This is a genomic window from Actinomadura citrea, from assembly GCF_013409045.1.
Classification (GTDB): Bacteria; Actinomycetota; Actinomycetes; order Streptosporangiales; family Streptosporangiaceae; genus Spirillospora; species Spirillospora citrea.
Genome location: NZ_JACCBT010000001.1, coordinates 6,382,781 through 6,401,265 on the forward strand (window position 1 = coordinate 6,382,781; position 18,485 = coordinate 6,401,265).

18 protein-coding genes are annotated in these 18,485 nt (G+C 71.0%); 10 read left to right on the forward strand and 8 right to left on the reverse strand.

Going from position 1 to position 18,485, the window contains the following annotated elements:
• The first annotated feature begins 3 nt into the window (after nt 1–3).
• Both BJ999_RS29335 and BJ999_RS29340 read left to right on the forward strand, forming a co-directional pair.
• Nucleotides 4–1,353, forward strand: coding sequence for an FAD-dependent oxidoreductase (locus BJ999_RS29335; protein WP_179836258.1), 1,350 nt, complete (start codon nt 4–6; stop codon nt 1,351–1,353).
• 64 nt (nt 1,354–1,417) lie between these two features.
• The gene (locus BJ999_RS29340; protein WP_179836259.1) at nt 1,418–1,783 is read left to right on the forward strand and encodes a hypothetical protein; all 366 of its coding nucleotides are present in this window, start codon (nt 1,418–1,420) and stop codon (nt 1,781–1,783) included.
• Here BJ999_RS29340 and dxs read toward each other — a convergent pair.
• Nucleotides 1,780–3,702, reverse strand: a complete 1,923-nt coding sequence (dxs, locus tag BJ999_RS29345) for a 1-deoxy-D-xylulose-5-phosphate synthase (RefSeq protein ID WP_179836260.1) — start codon at nt 3,700–3,702, stop codon at nt 1,780–1,782. The genes BJ999_RS29340 and dxs overlap by 4 nt on opposite strands.
• Nucleotides 3,703–3,852: 150 nt before the next feature.
• On the opposite strand from dxs, the gene idi reads away from it, so the two are divergent.
• The 5 genes from idi to BJ999_RS29370 all read left to right on the forward strand — a co-directional run bounded on the left by idi (nt 3,853) and on the right by BJ999_RS29370 (nt 8,379).
• Nucleotides 3,853–4,431 carry an isopentenyl-diphosphate Delta-isomerase gene (gene idi, locus BJ999_RS29350; protein ID WP_179836261.1) on the forward strand — a complete coding sequence of 193 codons (579 nt, stop codon included), beginning with the start codon at nt 3,853–3,855 and terminating at the stop codon, nt 4,429–4,431.
• A 153-nt stretch (nt 4,432–4,584) separates the two neighbouring features.
• On the forward strand, nt 4,585–5,889 hold the full coding sequence (locus BJ999_RS29355) for an ABC transporter substrate-binding protein (RefSeq protein WP_179836262.1): 1,305 nt from the start codon (nt 4,585–4,587) through the stop codon (nt 5,887–5,889).
• Complete coding sequence (locus tag BJ999_RS29360; protein ID WP_229810110.1) at nt 5,886–6,794, forward strand: carbohydrate ABC transporter permease; 909 nt, start codon at nt 5,886–5,888, stop codon at nt 6,792–6,794. The genes BJ999_RS29355 and BJ999_RS29360 overlap by 4 nt, the downstream gene beginning before the upstream one ends.
• Entirely contained in the window at nt 6,791–7,708 is a 918-nt protein-coding gene (locus BJ999_RS29365; RefSeq protein ID WP_229810111.1) for a carbohydrate ABC transporter permease, read from the forward strand. Before BJ999_RS29360 ends, BJ999_RS29365 begins: the two co-directional genes overlap by 4 nt.
• A 242-nt stretch (nt 7,709–7,950) precedes the next feature.
• Nucleotides 7,951–8,379 (forward strand): ASCH domain-containing protein, encoded by a 429-nt coding sequence (locus BJ999_RS29370; RefSeq protein WP_218936171.1) that lies wholly within the window; start codon nt 7,951–7,953, stop codon nt 8,377–8,379.
• Between the two features lie 19 nt (nt 8,380–8,398).
• Here BJ999_RS29370 and mug read toward each other — a convergent pair whose 3' ends face one another.
• Entirely contained in the window at nt 8,399–8,962 is a 564-nt protein-coding gene (gene mug, locus BJ999_RS29375) for a G/U mismatch-specific DNA glycosylase (protein ID WP_179836264.1), read from the reverse strand.
• A 164-nt stretch (nt 8,963–9,126) separates the two neighbouring features.
• On the opposite strand from mug, the gene BJ999_RS29380 reads away from it, so the two are divergent.
• Together BJ999_RS29380 and BJ999_RS29385 are read left to right on the forward strand one after the other, a co-directional pair.
• Nucleotides 9,127–9,429 (forward strand): hypothetical protein, encoded by a 303-nt coding sequence (locus BJ999_RS29380; RefSeq protein WP_179831328.1) that lies wholly within the window; start codon nt 9,127–9,129, stop codon nt 9,427–9,429.
• A complete protein-coding gene (locus BJ999_RS29385; protein WP_229810112.1) occupies nt 9,407–9,736 on the forward strand; it encodes a Uma2 family endonuclease in 330 nt (109 codons plus the stop codon). Before BJ999_RS29380 ends, BJ999_RS29385 begins: the two co-directional genes overlap by 23 nt.
• A gap of 15 nt (nt 9,737–9,751) precedes the next feature.
• Here BJ999_RS29385 and BJ999_RS29390 read toward each other — a convergent pair whose 3' ends face one another.
• Both BJ999_RS29390 and BJ999_RS29395 read right to left on the reverse strand, forming a co-directional pair.
• Complete coding sequence (locus BJ999_RS29390; RefSeq protein ID WP_229810113.1) at nt 9,752–10,702, reverse strand: aldo/keto reductase; 951 nt, start codon at nt 10,700–10,702, stop codon at nt 9,752–9,754.
• 40 nt (nt 10,703–10,742) lie between these two features.
• The gene (locus BJ999_RS29395) at nt 10,743–11,333 is read right to left on the reverse strand and encodes a TetR/AcrR family transcriptional regulator (RefSeq protein ID WP_179836266.1); all 591 of its coding nucleotides are present in this window, start codon (nt 11,331–11,333) and stop codon (nt 10,743–10,745) included.
• Between the two features lie 86 nt (nt 11,334–11,419).
• Between BJ999_RS29395 and BJ999_RS29400 the strand changes: the two genes are divergently transcribed.
• A complete protein-coding gene (locus BJ999_RS29400) occupies nt 11,420–12,139 on the forward strand; it encodes an SDR family oxidoreductase (protein WP_218935288.1) in 720 nt (239 codons plus the stop codon).
• Between the two features lie 57 nt (nt 12,140–12,196).
• On the opposite strand, the gene BJ999_RS29405 is transcribed toward BJ999_RS29400, so the two are convergent.
• The 4 genes from BJ999_RS29405 to BJ999_RS29420 all read right to left on the reverse strand — a co-directional run bounded on the left by BJ999_RS29405 (nt 12,197) and on the right by BJ999_RS29420 (nt 18,421).
• Nucleotides 12,197–14,962, reverse strand: a complete 2,766-nt coding sequence (locus BJ999_RS29405) for an aconitate hydratase (RefSeq protein ID WP_276530290.1) — start codon at nt 14,960–14,962, stop codon at nt 12,197–12,199.
• A 325-nt stretch (nt 14,963–15,287) separates the two neighbouring features.
• Nucleotides 15,288–15,506 carry a hypothetical protein gene (locus tag BJ999_RS29410; RefSeq protein ID WP_179836268.1) on the reverse strand — a complete coding sequence of 73 codons (219 nt, stop codon included), beginning with the start codon at nt 15,504–15,506 and terminating at the stop codon, nt 15,288–15,290.
• A 208-nt stretch (nt 15,507–15,714) separates the two neighbouring features.
• Nucleotides 15,715–17,316, reverse strand: coding sequence for a carboxylesterase/lipase family protein (locus tag BJ999_RS29415; RefSeq protein ID WP_308427227.1), 1,602 nt, complete (start codon nt 17,314–17,316; stop codon nt 15,715–15,717).
• A 121-nt stretch (nt 17,317–17,437) separates the two neighbouring features.
• A complete protein-coding gene (locus BJ999_RS29420) occupies nt 17,438–18,421 on the reverse strand; it encodes a DUF2804 domain-containing protein (protein ID WP_179836270.1) in 984 nt (327 codons plus the stop codon).
• Between the last annotated feature and the right edge of the window lie 64 nt (nt 18,422–18,485).

Below are 18,485 nucleotides of genomic sequence, written 5' to 3' on the forward strand. Positions count from 1 at the left end.
CGCATGGCACCTCCAGCGCGCGTCGCGGTGATCGGGTCGGGCCCGGCGGGGATCTACGCCGCCGAGGCCCTGGTGAAGCAGGCCGGCGACGACGTGCGGGTGGACGTCTTCGACCGGCTCCCGACGCCGTACGGGCTGGTGCGCTACGGCGTCGCGCCCGACCACACCTCGATCAAGTCGATCGCCCGGTACCTGCAGCGGGTGCTGGAGAACCCGGCGGTCCGGTTCTTCGGGTGCGTCGAGCTCGGCCGCGACGTGACCCGCGGCGACCTGCTGGAGTGCTACGACGCCGTCGTCTACTCGACCGGCGCGATGGTCGACCGGCACATGCGGATCCCCGGCGAGGACCTGCCCGGCAGCATCGCCGCCACCGACTTCGTCAACTGGTACTGCGGGCACCCCGACGCCGCCGACCACGAGTTCGACCTGTCGGTCGAGGAGGCCGCGGTGGTCGGCGTCGGGAACGTCGCCGTCGACGTCGTGCGGATCCTCGCCAAGACGGCCGCCGAGCTGCGCGCCACCGACGTCCCCGAGCAGGTGATCGAGGCGCTGTCGCGCAGCCGGGTCCGGCGCATCCACATGATCGGGCGACGCGGGCCGGCGCAGGCGAAGTTCACCACCAAGGAGGCGCGCGAGCTGGGCGAGCTGCCCAGCGCGAGCATCCACGTCAGCCCCCGGGACATGGAGCTCGACCCGGCGAGCGCCGAGCTGGCCGAGAGCGACCGGCACGTCCGCGGCAACATCAAGGCGCTGAGCGCCTGGACGGGCGATCCCGCCGCCGACCGCGCCCGCCACATCGACGTGCGGTTCTGGCGTGCCCCCGTCGAGATCCTCGGGGCCGACCGGGTCGAGGGCCTCAGGCTGGAGAGGACCCGGCTGGACGAGTCGGGCCGCGTCACCGGAACCGGCGAGTTCGAGACGCTGCCGGTCGGCCTGGTCCTGCGGTCCGTCGGCTACCAGAGCGTCCCGCTGGAGGGCGTCCCGTTCGACGAGCGCTCCTTCGTCGTCCCGAACGAGGGCGGCCGCGTCGTCGGCCCGGACGGCGCCTTCGTGCCCCGCGAGTACGTCGCCGGCTGGATCAAGCGCGGGCCGTCCGGCGTCGTCGGGACCAACAAGTCCGACGCCGCCGAGACCGTCCGCAACCTGCTGGAGGACCTCGCGGACGCCAAGACGGCGCCCGAGCGCACCATCGAGGAGCTGCTGGAGTCGCGCGAGCTGCCCGTCGTCACCTACGACGACTGGCTGAACCTGGACGCCGCCGAGATCGCCCTCGCCCGCAGCCTCGACCGCGGGGAGCGCGTCAAGCTCGCCCGCTGGGAGGCGATGCGGTCCGCCTGCCGGGGTCCCGGGTGATCCCCTCGAACTCCCCGCCGGGAAACTAGTGACGGAAAGGTGACCTGGACGCTACGGTGCGCGTGTGACCGGCGGTCCTGAACTGTACGGGTTCCCCCCACCCGAGACGGTCCCCGACCTCAGGTGGCTAGGACCCGACTACGTCTCCGTACTCGTGTACGACCTGACGCTGGGTCTCCTGCGCCAGGATCCGCGGACGTCCGTCATGGGCGTGCGGTGCGAGGGCGCGCCCCGGCTCGCGCCCTCGGTCGACCCCGCGGGCGTCATCCGCGCGCACGACGCCTGCTTCCCGCTCCAGGTCTACGTCCAGGACGGCGCGGGGCGCCCCTGGTGCCTGCGCGGGCGATGGACGTACTCGGGACGCGAGCTCGGCACGTCCGCCGCGTCCATCACCCACGCGTGGCGGCTGCTGTCCGCGGAAGGCGCCTAGGAACGCTCCTCCGAGGCGGCGGGCTCGTCGGCGTCGGCCGTGATGCGGGCCACCGACTCGGTCACGTCGCGCGCCAGGGCCTGCGGCGTGAGCCCGATGTCGGTGAGGATCTGGCTCCGGGACGCGTGGTCGAGGAACTCCTGCGGGATGCCGAAGGTGCGCAGGGGCACGTCGACGCCGGCGTCGCGCAGCAGCCGGGCCACGGCGTCGCCGACGGCGCCGGTGCGGCCGTTGTCCTCGGCGACGGCGACGAGGGTGTGCTCGCCGGCGAGGTCGAGCAGCGCCGGGTCGAGCGGCTTCACCCACCGGGGGTCGACGACGGTGACGCCGATGCCCTGCGCGGCGATCAGCTCCGCCGCCTCGACCGCGGGCGCCGCCATCGAACCGGCCGCGACCATGAGGACGCGGGTGCCGTTGGAGCCGTCGTGGCGGGCCAGCACGTCCATGCCGCCGGCCTTGCCGACCGCCTCGATGTCGGCGGCGGCGGGGCCCTTGGGGTAGCGGATCGCGGTCGGGCCGTCGGAGACCGCCACGCACTCGCGCAGCAGCTCGCGGAGCCGGGCACCGTCGCGCGGGACGGCGATGCGCATGCCCGGGACGAGCTGCAGGATCGACATGTCCCACATGCCGTTGTGGCTGGCGCCGTCGTCACCGGTCACGCCGGAGCGGTCCAGGGCGAAGGTGACGGGCTGGCGGTGCAGCGCCGTGTCCATCAGGACCTGGTCGAAGGCGCGGTTGAGGAACGTGGCGTACACGGCCACGACCGGGTGCAGCCCGCCCATCGCGAGCCCGGTGGCGGAGGTGACGGCGTGCTGCTCGGCGATGCCCACGTCGAAGATGCGGTCGGGGAACGCCTCGGCGAACGGCGCGAGCCCGACCGGGTAGAGCATCGCGGCGGTGATGCCGACGACGTCGCGGCGCTCCCGCCCGATCGCCACCATCTCCTCGCCGAAGACCTTCGTCCAGGCGGGTCCGCCCTTGCCGGTGACGAACTTGCCGGTGGCGGGGTCGAACGCGCCGCCGCCGTGCATGCAGTCCTCGGTGTCGTTCTCGGCGGGGGCGTAGCCGCGCCCCTTGGTGGTGATGCAGTGCACGATCACCGGGCGGCCGAACCCGCGGGCGCGGCGCAGCGCCCGCTCGACGGCGTCCTCGTCGTGGCCGTCGATCGGGCCGACGTACTTCATGCCGAGGTCCTCGAACATGGCCTGCGGCTGCAGGACGTCCTTGAGGCCCTTCTTGATGCCGTGCAGCGCCTCGTAGGCGACGTTGCCGACCACGGGCGCCCGCGGCACCGTCTTCTTGATCAGGTCGAGCGCGTTCTCGTAGCCCTGGGTGACGCGGAGGTCGGCCAGGTGCGAGGCGAGGCCGCCGATCGTCGGCGAGTAGGACCGGCCGTTGTCGTTGACGACGATGATGACGGGGCGGTCGACGCCGGCGGCGATGTTGTTCAGCGCCTCCCAGCACATGCCGCCGGTCAGCGCGCCGTCACCGACGACCGCGACGACGGCGCGGTCGTCCTCGCCGCGCAGCTGGAACGCCTTGGCGAACCCGTCGGCGTAGGACAGGGCGGTCGAGGCGTGCGAGTTCTCGATGATGTCGTGCTCGGACTCGGCGCGGCTCGGGTAGCCCGACAGGCCGCCGCGCTTGCGCAGCAGCTCGAAGTCGTGCCGACCGGTGAGCATCTTGTGCACGTAGGCCTGGTGGCCGGTGTCGAAGAGGATCTTGTCGTGCGGCGAGTCGAAGACGCGGTGCAGCGCGATCGTCAGCTCGACGGCTCCCAGGTTGGGCCCCAGGTGCCCGCCGGTCCTGGAGACCGCCTGGACGAGGAACTCGCGGATCTCCTCCGCGAGCCGAGACAGCTGAGCGGCGTCCAGTCGCTTGAGGTCGTCGGGACCTGTGATCGACTCCAGCAAGCTCACTCGTTTCAACTCCTCCGTCGGGGATTCGGTCTCCCCTGGCTCGGGCCGTTCCGAGTTTAATCCCGGTTCGCCCGCGACGCGCCGCAGACCACCCGCCCGGGGGGTGTGAAAAGACTGACCCCGGTGCGAGGGATGAGGTAGGAAAAGAGCATGGGCGTCGAAGAGATCGTGCTGCTCAACGCGGACGACGAGGCCGTCGGAACCGCTCCCAAGAGCGCCAGCCACCATAGAGACACGCCGTACCACCTGGCCTTCTCCTGCTATGTCACGGACACGGAGGGTCGTGTTCTGATCACTCAGCGCGCCCTCGGCAAGCGAACCTTCCCCGGCGTCTGGACGGGCAGCTGCTGCGGCCATCCGGGCCCCGGCGAGAAGCTCCGCGACGCCGTGCTCCGGCGATTGCGGGACGAGCTGGACATCCAGGACGCAACACTCACCACCGTCCTGCCCCGGTTCCACTACCGGGCCGTGGCCGAGGACGGGACGGTCGAGCACGAGCGCTGCCCGGTCGTGCGCGCCGTCGTCCCCCCGGACAGGGCCGTCCACCCGAATCCCGAGGAGGTCGAGCGGGCCGAGTGGTGGACGTGGGAGCGCTGCCTGGAGCTGACCGGCAAGCCCGAGTCCTCCCCCTGGTACCGGCTCCAGCTGGCCGAACTGGCACCGCTCGGCTCGCCGCTCGACTGGCCGGACGCGGGGCGTTCCGGCCTGCCGCCCGCCCTCGGCTGGTAGCCGCGGACCGCCGCGTCCCGATCCGCGCCCACCGGGGAGCGGATCGGGGGCGTGTGGCGCGCATCACCGAAAGATCACTATTCGGCGTCCGGTGTTGACCGTCCGTCCGTCCAAGCAGACGCTTGTTTTTCGGTGTAACCGAAGGGACGGACGATGCGAGTACGTGCTCCCCGGCGCCGCTGGACGGCGGTCGCGACCGTGACGATGACGGCCGCCCTCGCCGTGTCGGCCTGCGGCGGCAGCGACGACAAGGGCTCCAACGACACATCCCAGGTCGAGGTCTTCTCCTGGTGGACCGGTCCGGGTGAGGCGGACGGGCTCGCCGCGATGCAGGCCGACTTCGAGAAGAAGAACTCCGGTACCAAGTTCGTCAACGCGGCCATCGCCGGCGGGTCCGGCACCCAGGCCCAGGCCGTCCTGGCGAGCCGGCTGCAGAACCGCAAGCCGCCGGACTCCTTCCAGGGCCACGCGGGCGCCGAACTGCTCGACTACATCAAGGCCGGGCAGATCGAGCCGCTGGACTCCTTCTACGGCGACAACAACCTGAAGTCGGTCTACCCCCAGCAGCTCCTCGACCAGATCAGCTACAAGGGCAAGATCTACTCGGTGCCGGTGAACATCCACCGGTCGAACGTGCTCTGGTACAACCCGGGCATCCTCAAGGACGCCGGGATCTCCGCGCCGCCCGCGACGATCGCCGACTTCATCACCGCGCTGAAGGCCGTCAAGGACAAGACGAAGAAGGTCCCGCTGTCGCTCGGCGCGCAGTGGACGGCCGACCACCTGCTGGAGAACGTCCTGCTGGGCGACCTCGGCACCGACGCCTACAACGCGCTGTGGAAGCCGGGCGCCGACTGGAGCAGCCCGGCCGTCACCAAGGCGCTGACCGACTACGCCGAGATCATGAAGTACACGACGCTGGAGGCCGCGTCCACCGACTGGCAGGGCGCCGCGAAGGCCGTGGTGGACGGCAAGGCCGCGTTCAACATCATGGGCGACTGGGCGTACGGGTACTTCGTCGGCAGCGCGCCCAACGGCCTCGGCAAGAAGCTCGACACCGACTTCAAGTACGCGCCCTCCCCCGGCACCGACGGCACCTACATGTGGCTGTCGGACAGCTTCACGCTGCCCAAGGGCGCACCCCACCGCGGCGGGGCCCTCGCATGGCTGAAGGAGGTGTCCAGCAAGGAGGGGCAGGACCTGTTCAACCCGAAGAAGGGGTCCGTCCCCGCCCGCAAGGACGCCGACAAGAGCCTCTACAAGGGCTACCTCCAGTACGCGTTCGAGCAGTGGAACAAGCCCGACATCAAGCTGGCGGGCTCGTTCTGGCACGGCGTCAACGCCAGTAAGAAGCAGCACACCGACATCGACACGGCGGTGGGCCTCTTCCTGCAGAACAAGGACGTCGCGAAGCTGCAGCAGGGGCTGGTGAGCGCGGCCAAGAACAGCGGCCAGTGAGGTCCTCCGGTTCCAGGTGGGCCCGTAGCCGCAGGTGGCTGCCCGGGCTGCTGCTGGTCTCGCCGTCCATCGTCGCGATCGGCCTGTTCGTCTACGGGCTCATCTTCTGGAACACGCGGGTCGCGGTGAGCGGCAAGCACGACGAGGTCACCGAGTACGGGTTCGACAAGGGCAGGAACTTCGTCGACCTGTGGGACCAGCCCAGCTGGCCCGGCGCGGTGAAGCACGCGCTGCTGTTCACGGCGGTGTTCGTCGTCGGCGCCCTGGTCCTCGGCGCGTTCCTGGCCTTCCTGATGGACAAGGGCATCAGGGGCGAGGCGTCCTTCCGCGTCATCTACCTGTTCCCGATGGCGGTGTCGTTCATCGCCAGCGGCGTCGTGTGGCGCTGGCTGATGAACCCGGCGCCGCCGGAGCGCGCGGTCGGCCTCAACCAGCTGTTCGACAAGCTGCATCTCGGTGCGCTGGCGAACAGCTGGTGGCAGGACCCGGACTGGGGCATGGCGGCCATGGCGCTGCCCGCGATCTGGCAGATGTCCGGGTACGTCATGGCGCTGTACCTCGCCGGGTTCCGCGGCGTCCCCGAAGAGCTGCGGGAGGCGGCGCGGGTGGACGGCGCGTCCGAGTGGAAGGTGTACCGGTACGTGGTGTTCCCCCAGCTCCGCCCGGTGACGCTGTCCGCGCTGATCATTCTCGGGCACATCTCGCTGAAGGTGTTCGACCTGATCATGGCGATCGCGGGCAAGCAGATCATCACCTATGTGCCGGCCGTGGCCGCCTACGTCGAGATCTTCGACCGGCACGACCCGGCGAACGGCGCCACGATCGCCACCTACCTGCTGGTCGCGGTGGCCGTGCTGGTGATCCCCTATCTGGTCTGGTCGGTACGTTCGGAGCGGACGCGATGACGCGCGTGGAGGCATCCCCGGCGCCGATGTGGCGCCGGCTGGCGGGCGGGCTGCGCGGTGGCGGAGGCGGCGCGGCGGCGGAGCCGGGGAGGTCGTCCGGCGTCTGGCGCGCCGTGCGGCTCGCCGTCCTGCTGGCGTTCGTCCTGCTCTTCCTGATCCCCGTGTACGTGCTGGTGGTCACGAGCTTCAAGCCGCTGGACGAGGCGGACCCGAGCACCGCGTGGAACCTGCCGGGCCAGTGGAGCATGTCCGGCTGGAGCTCCGCGTGGGACGCGCTGCGGCCCGGCCTGGAGAACAGCGTCAAGATCGCCGTCTCGGGGTCGCTGATCTCGGCGGTGCTCGGCTCGCTGAACGGCTACGTGCTGTCCAAGTGGCGGTTCCCGGGTGCGGACGTGGTCTTCACGCTGTTCCTGTTCGGCATGTTCATCCCGTACCAGGCGGTGATGATCCCGCTGGCCGGCCTGCTCACCGACATGGAGCTGGTGGGCACGATCCGCGGCCTCGTCCTCGCGCACGTCGTGTACGGCATCCCGATCTGCACGCTGATCTTCCGGAACTACTACGTGACGATCCCGGGCGAGCTGATCGAGGCGGCCCGCGTCGACGGCGCCGGGATGCTCCGCACCTACTGGTCGGTCGTCCTCCCCGTGTCGGCGCCGGCGTTCGCGGTGACGCTGATCTGGCAGTTCACCTCGATGTGGAACGACTTCCTCTTCGCGGTGTTCCTCGGCGCCCCCGACAGCTGGCCGGTCACGGTGATGCTGAACAACACGGCCGGTTCGGGGGCCGTGGCCGTCCAGTACAACCAGCAGATGGCCGAGGCGCTCCTCGCGTCCCTGCCGACCCTCCTGGTCTACCTGCTCCTCGGACGGTTCTTCATGCGCGGCCTCATGGCGGGCGCGCTGAAGGGCTGAGATTTCCACGGGTACGTCAACCGCATATCGGCCTCACGCGTCACATGGGTGATCAAGCACCTCATCGGTGCTAACAACCCATGACGGACAACGACCCTTTCGCCTCGTACGTTGGCAATTCCTGCGGGATGCGCCTAGCCTCTCGGGCATCGTCGCGCGACACCCGGCGTCCACCGCCGGCGTCCCGGCGATCCCGGGGGCGGACGGACCGGGCGGACAACGGAGGTGACCGCGTGCAGGCGATGAGTGTTCAGCAGCCTTGGGCGTTCGCGATCGCGCGTGGTGGCAAGAGCGTGGCGAACCAGAGCTTTCCGACCGCCTACCGCGGTCCGCTCCTCATCCACGCCTCGATGCGCGTCGACCTGAAGGCGTGCGACTCCCCGCTGGTCCAGGCGGCCGGCTGGGACCCCCGCGACCCGCTCGCCACGATCGGCGCCGTCATCGCGGTCGCCGAACTCGACGACGTCTGCTCCGCCGCCGTCCGCGGCGCCGCCTGCGACTGCGGCCCCTGGGCCGACTCCGCCTCCCACCACTGGCGCCTGTCCGGCATCCGGGCCCTCCCCCGCCCCATCGTCGCCCTGGGCCGCACCGACCTGTGGCAGCCCACCCCCACCCTCCTCAAAGAGGTGGACACGATGTTCGCCGTCGCCGCCCTCAACAACGCCAACTGAGCGTAGGACGACCGCTTGCTCACTGAGTTCTGAGGGCTTCGGCGGCTTCGCGGAGGCGGGTGAACTCGGCGGCGATGCGGTCGAGGGGCCAGCTCGCGTTGAGGCCGCTCGGGTTGGGGAGGACCCACAGGCGGGCGGGGCCGAAGTGCTCGTCCTGCGGGCCGATCTGCGTCTTGGGGCGGCCGAAGGCCGTGCGGTAGGCGGTGACGCCGGCGACGGCCAGGTAGGCCGGGCGGTGGCGTTCGACGAGGGCGGCCAGGCGGCGCCCGCCCTCGCGGAGCTCGGCGTCGGTCAGCTCGTCGGCGCGGGCGGTGGTGCGCGGCGCCAGGTTGGTGATGCCGAGGCCGTACCCGGGCAGGAGGTCCTGCTCGGACGGGTGCAGCCGGCGGTCTGTGAAGCCGGACAGGTGCAGCGCGGGCCAGAAGCGGTTGCCGGGGCGGGCGAAGTGGCGGCCGGTCGCCCCCGAGTACAGGCCCGGGTTGATGCCGCAGAACAGGACGCGGAGCGTCCCGGGGACCTCGGGCAGGATGTCGGGGATGACGCGGTCGCGGGCGGCCTCCAGGTCGGCCTTGGTGGGGCGCATCAGATCAGGTTACGGAAGCAATACCGGACGTACCGGAGACACCGCGTCACCTCTTCCAACAATGCCAACCGAACGCTAGGGCGGCGCTACGCTTAGTCACGGCAGTCGGGCGGGGTATCGGTGTCCCTGCATGGATTCGGCACGCCACCATCGGGAGCGAAAACGTGAGCGTCGCGCACGACCATGGCGGGTTCGGCCCGTACACGGCGGAGGACCTGCATGCCCGAGAGGACGAAGGCCGCGGCCTGGAACTCGAAGACGGGTGGCTGATCGAGTTGTCGCCGAGCGCACCTCACAATTGGGCTGCCAGGCAAATCCAGGAGATCCTTCAAGAGGCGGCGGCGGACGCGAATGCCTCGGTCCTCATCGCCGGTGGAGGCGAATGGGAAATCAGCACACCGGGGGGGCATACGCAAGCCCGACATCTTCGCAGTACCGAAGAGCGTGGCCCGCGCCTCGATCATTGACCGCAACCCGATCGTGATTCCAGGCATCGAGGTCCTGCTCGCCGTCGAGGTCGTCTTCCCGGGCAGCGGCAGTGAACGCACCGATCGCGTGCGCAAGCTCAAGGAGTACGCGGCCCTCGGCATCCCTCAGTACTGGCTTGCCGAGTTCGTGCCCAGTCCCAGCGTCCAGATCTTCGCTCTTGACATGGCAGCCGCCGCCTACCGGCGGGTCCAAACGGTGGGCGCGGGGAGCGTCGTCGAGGCGAAGGTGGAGGCGGACACCACCATCACCGTCCGGTTCGACCCACAGGTCCTCACGGAGTTCTGAGGCCGCCGGAGGCGGTCAGGCGGAGGCTTCGGTCAGGCGGGTGAGCTGGTCGGGGGTCAGGGTCGTGCGGGCGGCCTCCACGAGCGGCGGGAGCTGCTCCAGGGTCCGGGCGCTGGCGATGGGCGCGGCGACGGTCGGCTGGGCGGCGAGCCAGGCGAGCGCGACGGTCGCGACCGGGACGTCCTGCTCCTCGGCGACGATGTCGAGCGCCGCCAGGACGGCGCGTCCGCGTTCGGTCTCCAGGTGCCGCGCCGCGCCCCCGGCGCGCGCGCTGTCCACCGTGGACCCGGGACGGTACTTCCCGGTGAGGAAGCCGGACGCGAGGCCGTAGTACGGGACGGCGGCCAGCCCGTACTTCTCGGCCAAGTCGCGTCGCGGGCCCTCGTAGGAGCCGCGGGAGACGAGGTTGTACTCCGGCTGGATCGCCACGTAGCGGGCCCTCCCCTCCCGCTCGCCGAACTCCAGGGACGCCTGGAGCCGGTCCAGCTCGATGTTCGACACCCCGATCTGCCGGACCTTGCCGGCGGCGACCAGCCCGTCCAGCGTCGTCATGATCTCCTCGACGGGCACCGACGGGTCGTCGAAGTGGGTGAAGTACAGGTCGATGCGGTCGGTGCGCAGCCGGCGCAGCGAGTCGTCCACGGCCGCCCTCATCGTCGCCGCGGCGAGCCCCGGGTGCTCGGGGTGGCGGCCGCCCTTGGTCGCGATCACGAGGTCGTCGCGGTTGCCGCGCGCCTCCGCCCACTCCCCGATGATCGACTCGGACTCGCCGCCGCGGTTGCCCTCCACCCACGCCGAGTAGGAGTCGGCGGTGTCGAGGAAGTTGCCGCCAGCCCCGGCGTAGGCGTCCAGGATCTGGAACGAGCGCTCCCTGTCCGCGGTCCAGCCGAAGACGTTGCCGCCCAGGCAGAGCGGGAAGACGTCCAGGTCACCGATCTTGTGCATGGCATCCTTCTCGTCGATCACGGCACGAGGTTCCAGGGACCACTACCCCGTGCCGGCCGTGCTAGCCGCGGACCTGGGCGGTGAGGGCGCGGGCGAGCGCATCCGCCTCGGTCGCGGAGAGCGGCGCATGCCCCACGAGGATGCGGTACCAGAGCACCCCGTAGGCCTGGTCGACGACGAGGTCGAGATCGGTCCCCGGAGAGACCTCGCCGCGGTCGCGCGCACGCTCCAGCAGCCCGCGCAGCACCGCGCGCCGTCCGGCGATGAAGGCGCGCATGTGCTCGCCGGCGTGCGGGTCGCGCTGCGCCTCGGCCATCGCGTGCCGCAGGACCGACACGGTGCGCTCGTGCCCGACGGCCCGGAACGTGGCGCGGAGGAACCCCCCGAGATCGCCGAGCAGCGAGCCGGTGTCCGGGACGGGGATGTCCGCGCCGGCGCGCTCGGCCACCGCCTCCAGCAGCACGGCGCCCTTGGACGGCCACCAGCGGTAGATCGTCTGCTTCCCGACGCCGGCCGCCGCCGCGATCGTGTCGATCGTCACGGGCGTGTCGCCGGTGCCGCCGAGCAGCTCGACGGCGACGTCCAGGATGGCCCGGCGCGCGGCCTCGTTGCGGCGCCGCCCCGTGTGCGGTCGGCGGGTCTCACCGGTCATGGGCCCGAGCATACCGTTTGACGGAACCGCCGGTCTCGGCAATCATTGTCGAGACAGAAAGTCTCGACAATGAAGGACGGCACATCATGACGCTGAACGGGGAGCGGGTCCTGGTCTGCGGCGGCACCTCCGGGATCGGCGCGGCCACCGCACGGCTCTTCGCCCGCCGGGGGGCCGACGCCGTCGTCACCGGACGCGACGCCGGGCGCCTGGCCAAGGCCGCCGCGGACGGCCTCACCGCACGCCGCCTGGACGCGGCCTCCGCGGAGGAGGTCGCCGCGTTCTTCGCCGAGGACACGGTCTACGACCACCTCGTCCTCGCGCTGAGCGGCGGAGCGGGCGCGGGCCCCGTCGCCACCCTCGACCTGGCCGACCTGCGCGCCGGCTTCGAGGCCAAGTTCTGGTTGCACCTGCGGCTCGTCCAGGCCGCGCTCCCCCGGCTGGCGGCGGGCGGCTCGGTCACGTTCGTCACCGCCTCGTCGGCGCGGGCCGCGCTGCCCGGCACCGCCGGGCTCGCGGCGATCAACGGCGCACTGGAGGCGATGGTGCCGCCCCTGGCCGCCGAGCTGGCCCCGCTGCGCGTGAACGCCGTGTCCCCGGGCGTCATCGAGACCCCGTGGTGGGACGGCATGCCCGCCGAGCAGCGCGCCGCCATGTTCGCCGAGCACGCCGCCGCCCTGCCGGTCGGGCGCGTCGGGCGCCCCGAGGACGTGGCGCAGGCGATCCTGATGACCGCGACGAACGGGTTCATCACCGGCAACGTCGTCGAGTGCAACGGCGGCCTGACCCTGCCCACCGGCCGCTGACCGCACGGGAACGGGCCGCCTCCCGCGTCGGGGAGGCGGCCCGTTTCGGCGTGCGGACTACTTGCGGAGCAGGTTCCGCAGGACGTACTGGAGGATGCCGCCGTTGCGGTAGTAGTCCGCCTCGCCGGGGGTGTCGATGCGGACGACGGCGGCGAACTCCTTGCCGTCGGCCCTGACGGTGACCTCCTCCGGGATCCCGCCCTCGTTGAGCGCGGTGACGCCGGTGATGTCGAACGTCTCGGTGCCGGTGAGGCCGAGGGACTCCGCCGACTCCCCGTCCTTGAACTGCAGCGGCAGGACGCCGAGGCCGATCAGGTTCGAGCGGTGGATGCGCTCGTAGGACTGGGCGATGACGGCGCGGACGCCGAGCAGCGCGGTGCCCTTGGCCGCCCAGTCGCGCGACGAGCCGGAGCCGTACTCCTTGCCCGCGATGACCACGAGCGGGGTGTCCTGCGCCGCGTAGTTCTGCGCGGCGTCGTAGATGAACGCCTGCGGCGCGTCCTGCCGGGTGAAGTCGCGGGTGTAGCCGCCCTCCACGCCGTCCAGGAGCTGGTTGCGCAGCCGGATGTTGGCGAACGTCCCGCGGATCATGACCTCGTGGTTGCCGCGGCGCGAGCCGTAGGAGTTGAAGTCCTTGACCGCGACGCCGTTGTCCTCCAGGTACTGCGCGGCGGGCGTGCCGGCCTTGATGGACCCGGCCGGGGAGATGTGGTCGGTGGTGACCGAGTCGCCCAGCTTGGCCAGGACGCGGGCGCCGTGGATGTCGGCGACCGGCTCCGGCTCGGCGCCCATGCCGTCGAAGTACGGCGCCTTGCGGACGTAGGTGGACGAGGCGTCCCACTCGAACAGGTGACCGGTCGGGATGTCGAGGCCCCGCCAGCGGTCGTCGCCCTTGAAGACGTCGGCGTAGCTCTGGGTGAACATCTCCTGCCCGATGGACGACTCGACGATCGCGGCGACCTCCTCCGGCGCGGGCCAGATGTCGGCCAGGCGGACCGGGCCGTCAGCACCCTCGGCGATCGGGTCGTTGAGGATGTCGATGTCCATCGTCCCGGCGAGCGCGTAGGCGATGACCAGCGGCGGCGAGGCCAGGTAGTTCATCTTCACGTCGGGGCTGATGCGGCCCTCGAAGTTGCGGTTGCCCGACAGCACCGCGGTGACCGCGAGGTCGTGGTCGTTGACCGCCTTGGAGATCTCCGGCTGCAGCGGGCCGGTGTTGCCGATGCAGGTGGTGCAGCCGTACCCGACCAGGTTGAAGCCGATCTTGTCCAGGTACGGGGTGAGGCCGGCGCGCTCCAGGTAGTCGGTGACGACCTGGGACCCGGGCGCGAGGGAGGTCTTCACCCACGGCTTGCGGGTCAGGCCCTTCTCCACCGCGTTCTTCGCCAGCAGCGCCGCCCCGATCATCACGTACGGGTTGGAGGTGTTGGTGCAGGAGGTGATGGCCGCGACGGCGACGTGCCCGTGGTCGAGCTCGAAGGACGTCCCGTCCTCCAGGGTGACCGGGACGAGGTTGTGCGGGCGCCCGGAACCGTTGGAGCCGTGCTGCCGCGGCTTGTCGCCGTTCGAGTCGTGGCCGATCGCCGGGGAGTCCGAGGCCGGGAACGACTCGCTGGACGCCTCGTCGGCCGCGCCCTGGATGCTCTCGGTGTAGTTCTGCACGTCCCGCCGCCAGGTCTGCTTGGCCTCGGACAGGGAGATGCGGTCCTGCGGGCGCTTCGGGCCGGCCAGCGACGGGACGACCGTCGCGAGGTCCAGCTCCATGTACTCGGAGAACTCCGGCTCCACCGACGGGTCGAGCCACAGGCCCTGCGCCTTGGCGTAGGCCTCGACGAGCGCGATCTGCTCCTCGTCCCGGCCGGTGAGCCGCAGGTACTTCAGCGTCTCGTCGTCGATCGGGAAGATCGCGCAGGTGGAGCCGAACTCGGGGCTCATGTTGCCGATCGTGGCGCGGTTCGCCAGCGGGAGCGCGTGCACGCCCTCGCCGTAGAACTCCACGAACTTGCCGACGACGCCGTGCTCGCGCAGCATCTCGGTGATGGTGAGCACGAGGTCGGTCGCGGTCGTCCCGGCGGGCATCTCGCCGGTCAGCTTGAAGCCGACGACGCGCGGGATGAGCATCGAGATCGGCTGGCCGAGCATGGCGGCCTCCGCCTCGATGCCGCCGACGCCCCAGCCGAGCACGCCGATGCCGTTCTCCATCGTCGTGTGCGAGTCGGTGCCGACGCAGGTGTCGGGGTAGGCGACCCCGCCCCGGTCGAACACGACGCGGGCCAGGTGCTCGATGTTCACCTGGTGGACGATGCCGGTGCCGGGCGGGACGACCTTGAACTCGTCGAACGCCGTCTGCCCCCAGCGCAGGAACTGGTAGCGCTCCTTGTTGCGCTCGTACTCGCGCTGCACGTTGCGCTCGAAGGCGTCCGGCGAGCCGAAGTAGTCGACGATCACCGAGTGGTCGATCACCATCTCGGCCGGCGCCAGCGGGTTGATCCTGGTCGGGTCGCCGCCGAGGTCGCGCACCGCCTCGCGCATCGTGGCCAGGTCCACCACGCACGGCACGCCGGTGAAGTCCTGCATGATCACCCGCGCGGGGGTGAACTGGATCTCCTTGCTGGGCTTGGCCTTCGCGTCCCACTGCGCGAGCGCGCGGATGTGGTCGGCGGTGACGTTCGCACCGTCCTCGGTGCGCAGCAGGTTCTCCAGCAGCACCTTGAGGCTGTACGGGAGACGGGCCGAGCCCTCGACGGAGTCCAGCCGGTAGATGTCGTACGACCTGTCGCCGACCTGCAGCTTGTCGAGACTGCCGAAGCTGTTCGCGGACACGGACTCCTCCTCCGTCGCCACCGCGCGTCCGGTCCGGGACATGAGCGCGCGGCGCTGGGTTGATCTTCAATAAGGCCCGTCCCCGAGGCCGACGCGGGACGGCGCGCGGCGGGACGGGAGCTTCGTCTCCCTTGATCCTGCCTTAGTCGGACTCCTGACCGGGAATCAGGGCCGCCTAACTTCCGCCGCTTTTCTCTCGACGTCAAGCTATCTTCATTTTATCTCGACATCAAGCTACTTGCTCCCCGTCCCTCGCCCCCGGCCCGACGAAAAGGACGGGTGCGGCCGGAGGGTTCCGGCCGCACCCGTCCTCGTGGTGCGTTGTCTACCTGAGCCAGAGGACCCACGGCGGGTAGCTGAGGTCGCTCGTGCACTTGTAGGCGTTGAAGCCCTCACGCACGTACTGCTGGCCGGCGTCGATGCACTTGGACTTGGTGGTGTAGCGGGCGTAGGCCTTCCAGTCGGCGGCATGGGCGGGCACGCTCATGCCGCAGACCGCCGCGATGGCGAGCCCGACGCCGACGACTGCCCTGCGAAGGCGCATCTGCGTCTTCCTCCCTGTGGGGGGCGTCCGAAACGATCTTCGTGCGATGGGTCCACGATGCGCCCGGAATCCGGCCCGTGCAAGAGGGCCGATCACACCCGTCGCGGATCATGAGTTCCTGCCGTCAGCGGGCGCGCCCCTTGGTCATCTTCCGACATGGCGCTCCCCGGCGCGCACGGGGCGGCCGGGGGGCGGTCGGCGCGTCCTGTCAGAGGGAGTTCCAGAACGAGCAGCCGGCGGTCGTGGCGGTGTCGGTGCGGTGGATGGAGTCAGGGGCCAGGGACAGGACGTCGTCCGACGAGCGGAAGCGCGGCCAGGCCGGCGCCTGCCGCGCCTGGGGCCTGCCGTCGCGGGCGAAGGACGTCCAGTAGCCCACCATGGCGTCGGAGAGCCGCTGCTGCGCCGGGGTCAGGGTGCCGATCAGCCCCGGGAACAGGAACGTCAGCTCGCTGGCGTGCTCGGCGCCCTCCTCGAAGCCGGGGACGTCGAGCAGGGGCGGAGCGGACCGGTCGGCGAACTGGTACGCGTACACCGGGACGCCCGCACGCTTGAGCGAGCGGAACGCGTTCTGGTGCACGCAGGCCGACAGGACTTCGTTGGAGTCCGTCTGGAGCGTCGCCAACGCGATCCTGGGATCCGGGTAGTCCGCCGCCGGGTACTGGGCCAGTACCTTGCCGGCGTCGGCGCCGTAGGCGGAGCGGACGATGTCCTCGTACTCCGCGGCGGTGATGGGGTGCGGGTAGGAGAGGGAGACGAACAGGCGCATCTCGTCGAGCGTGTTGCCGTGCATCACCGGCACCCGGTTGAAGCGGCCCCGAGTGATCGCCTGCTCGGGCTGCAGCGGCAGGACCTGGTCGCCGCCCGCCACCGGACCCGCGTCCGTGGCCTTGGCCTCGAAGGTCTCCAGCAGCGTCTTGACGGGCGTCGCGCGCAGGCACGCCGCGTTGGCCGAGGCCGAGTCCTTGTCGCACCCGAGTGCCTGGGCGATCGTCACCCCTTCGGCCTCCGCCGAGGCCTCCGTGCGCGCGGGTGCGGTGCACGAGTAGCTCTGCGCGATGACCTTGTGGAACAGCCCCGCGGCGGTAGGTGAGACGAGGTTGGCGCAGGAGTTCCACGAACCCGCCGACTCGCCGAACAGCGTGACGTTCCCGGGGTCCCCGCCGAAGGCCCCGGCGTTGCGCTGGACCCAGCGCAGAGCCGCCTGCTGGTCGAGCAGGCCGTAGTTGCCCGTCTGGTAGCGCCGGTCGGCGCCGGACTCCAGGGCCGGGTGCGCGAGCCAGCCGAACGCGCCGAGACGGTAGTTGATCGTGACGACCACGACGCCGCCGTCCTCGGCCAGCTTCGCCGCGTTGTAGATGCTCGCGGTGCCGGTCGTGTTACCGCCGCCGTGCACCCACACCATGACGGGCGATCCATGCCGGCGTTGCGGGCGGTCCGGTGTGGTGACGTTCAGATAGAGGCAGTCTTCCTCGTAGCTCGTCTCCCCGCCGTAGGGCGCGGGGAGTTGCGCGCACTGGCCGCGCGGGGCGGTGGCGTCACGAACGCCCTGCCACGGCCGCGCCGGTTGTGGTGGCCTGAAGCGCAGGTCTCCGGTCGGCGGTGCGGCGAACGGAATGCCCTGGAACAGACGGCGGCCTTCTTGCACCTGGCCTCGCACCACCCCCAGATCGGTGCGGACGACGGCGGACGAATCCGGTGCCTGGTGCTGGGCCGCGGCCGGAGCCGCCCCTCCTAAGAGGAGGGCGGATGCGAGCAGTGAGATTGCGGTGAGCCTCACAGGGTCCCCTATCAGCGTGACATCTCCTGGCACTCCCCGAGCGGTCGATCTCTTCGCATCACACCAGTCCCTGATCTCAAAAAAGACGCGAGCGGCCAACGTGTTCGTCTACGACACGATCGGCAGATTCGAGCACGACGCCCGCGGCGACGGCTCACCAGCGTTGGCGGGACTCCTCCGCCCAGCCGGTGAGGCCGTCGAAGTCGAGCCACGTGCCGTCGTCGGCCTGGGCGCGACCGCTGAAATGACCGAAGCACTGGTGGGTCTCCGTGCCGACGACGCCGAGCTCCGTCCGCGCGACCTTCTCGTGGAACGGCCGGAACTCGGCCTCGACGCGCGGCCCGCGGATCGTCCAGGGGCGCAGCCAGTCGCCGCGGTCGTAGGACCAGTCGAGCTCCTCGCCGATCTTGTGCAGCCGGCCGCCGGCGAACAGCGCGTTCTCGGTCATGCCGGTGCCGTCGGTCCACTTGCCGCCGAGTTGCAGGGCCAGGCCGGGGCCGCTCGCCGCCGCCCAGTTCCACGTCATCCGGTACGGCCACTTGCCGCGCCCGTGGTCGAGGACGGCGAACGCGCCGTCCCCGATCTCGTGGTCGCCTGACGGGAGCCGCAGCCGCCCGTGCACGGGACGCCCGACGTCCTTGACCGTGTACTGGAAGCGCCGGGCGCTCCAGGGGACCACCACGCCGAGCGACTCGTGGCCGTCCGGCAGCGGGACCCGGACGTCCAGGTCCACCAGCCCGGGGACCAGCGCGCGCACCCGCGAGCCGGACGGCCCCTGCCGGACGCCGACCGCGACCCCCGCCCCGCGCACCGACGCCTCTCCGGATCCGCTGCGGTCGGGGAACACCGCACCGCGCGCGAAGGGGACCACGCCGTCCCGGGAGGTCTCCTCGCCGGTGTCGCGGTCCAGCACGTACACGCCGTGCACCGCAGCGTAGTCGAGCGACGAGGCGACCAGCCCGATGACGTGCCGGGGCGTGACGATGCCCCAGTACTCCCAGCGCTTGGCCCGTCCCCAGCCGCGCAGGTTCGCCCGGTGCAGCGGGCGCCGCGTCCAGCCGACCGCCCGCGGATCGAGGCGCCCGTCCGGCGTGCACAGGTCGACGGGCTCGGTGATCTCGCGCTCATGGGTCGGCATGCCCCGAGGCTACCGAGCGGGCCGCGCGACGCCGTGCCCCCTGGAACGGTTCAGCCCCGGACAC

Coding starts and splice junctions, on each gene's coding strand:
- mug (WP_179836264.1), bottom strand. CDS start 8,962: ATGCGCCCCACCAAGGCCGACCTGGAGGCCGCCCGCGACCGCGTCATC.
- idi (WP_179836261.1), top strand. CDS start 3,853: ATGGGCGTCGAAGAGATCGTGCTGCTCAACGCGGACGACGAGGCCGTC.
- BJ999_RS29335 (WP_179836258.1), top strand. CDS start 4: ATGGCACCTCCAGCGCGCGTCGCGGTGATCGGGTCGGGCCCGGCGGGG.
- BJ999_RS29420 (WP_179836270.1), bottom strand. CDS start 18,421: ATGCCGACCCATGAGCGCGAGATCACCGAGCCCGTCGACCTGTGCACG.
- BJ999_RS29355 (WP_179836262.1), top strand. CDS start 4,585: ATGCGAGTACGTGCTCCCCGGCGCCGCTGGACGGCGGTCGCGACCGTG.
- BJ999_RS29410 (WP_179836268.1), bottom strand. CDS start 15,506: ATGCGCCTTCGCAGGGCAGTCGTCGGCGTCGGGCTCGCCATCGCGGCG.
- BJ999_RS29395 (WP_179836266.1), bottom strand. CDS start 11,333: ATGACCGGTGAGACCCGCCGACCGCACACGGGGCGGCGCCGCAACGAG.
- BJ999_RS29370 (WP_218936171.1), top strand. CDS start 7,951: ATGAGTGTTCAGCAGCCTTGGGCGTTCGCGATCGCGCGTGGTGGCAAG.
- BJ999_RS29400 (WP_218935288.1), top strand. CDS start 11,420: ATGACGCTGAACGGGGAGCGGGTCCTGGTCTGCGGCGGCACCTCCGGG.
- BJ999_RS29365 (WP_229810111.1), top strand. CDS start 6,791: ATGACGCGCGTGGAGGCATCCCCGGCGCCGATGTGGCGCCGGCTGGCG.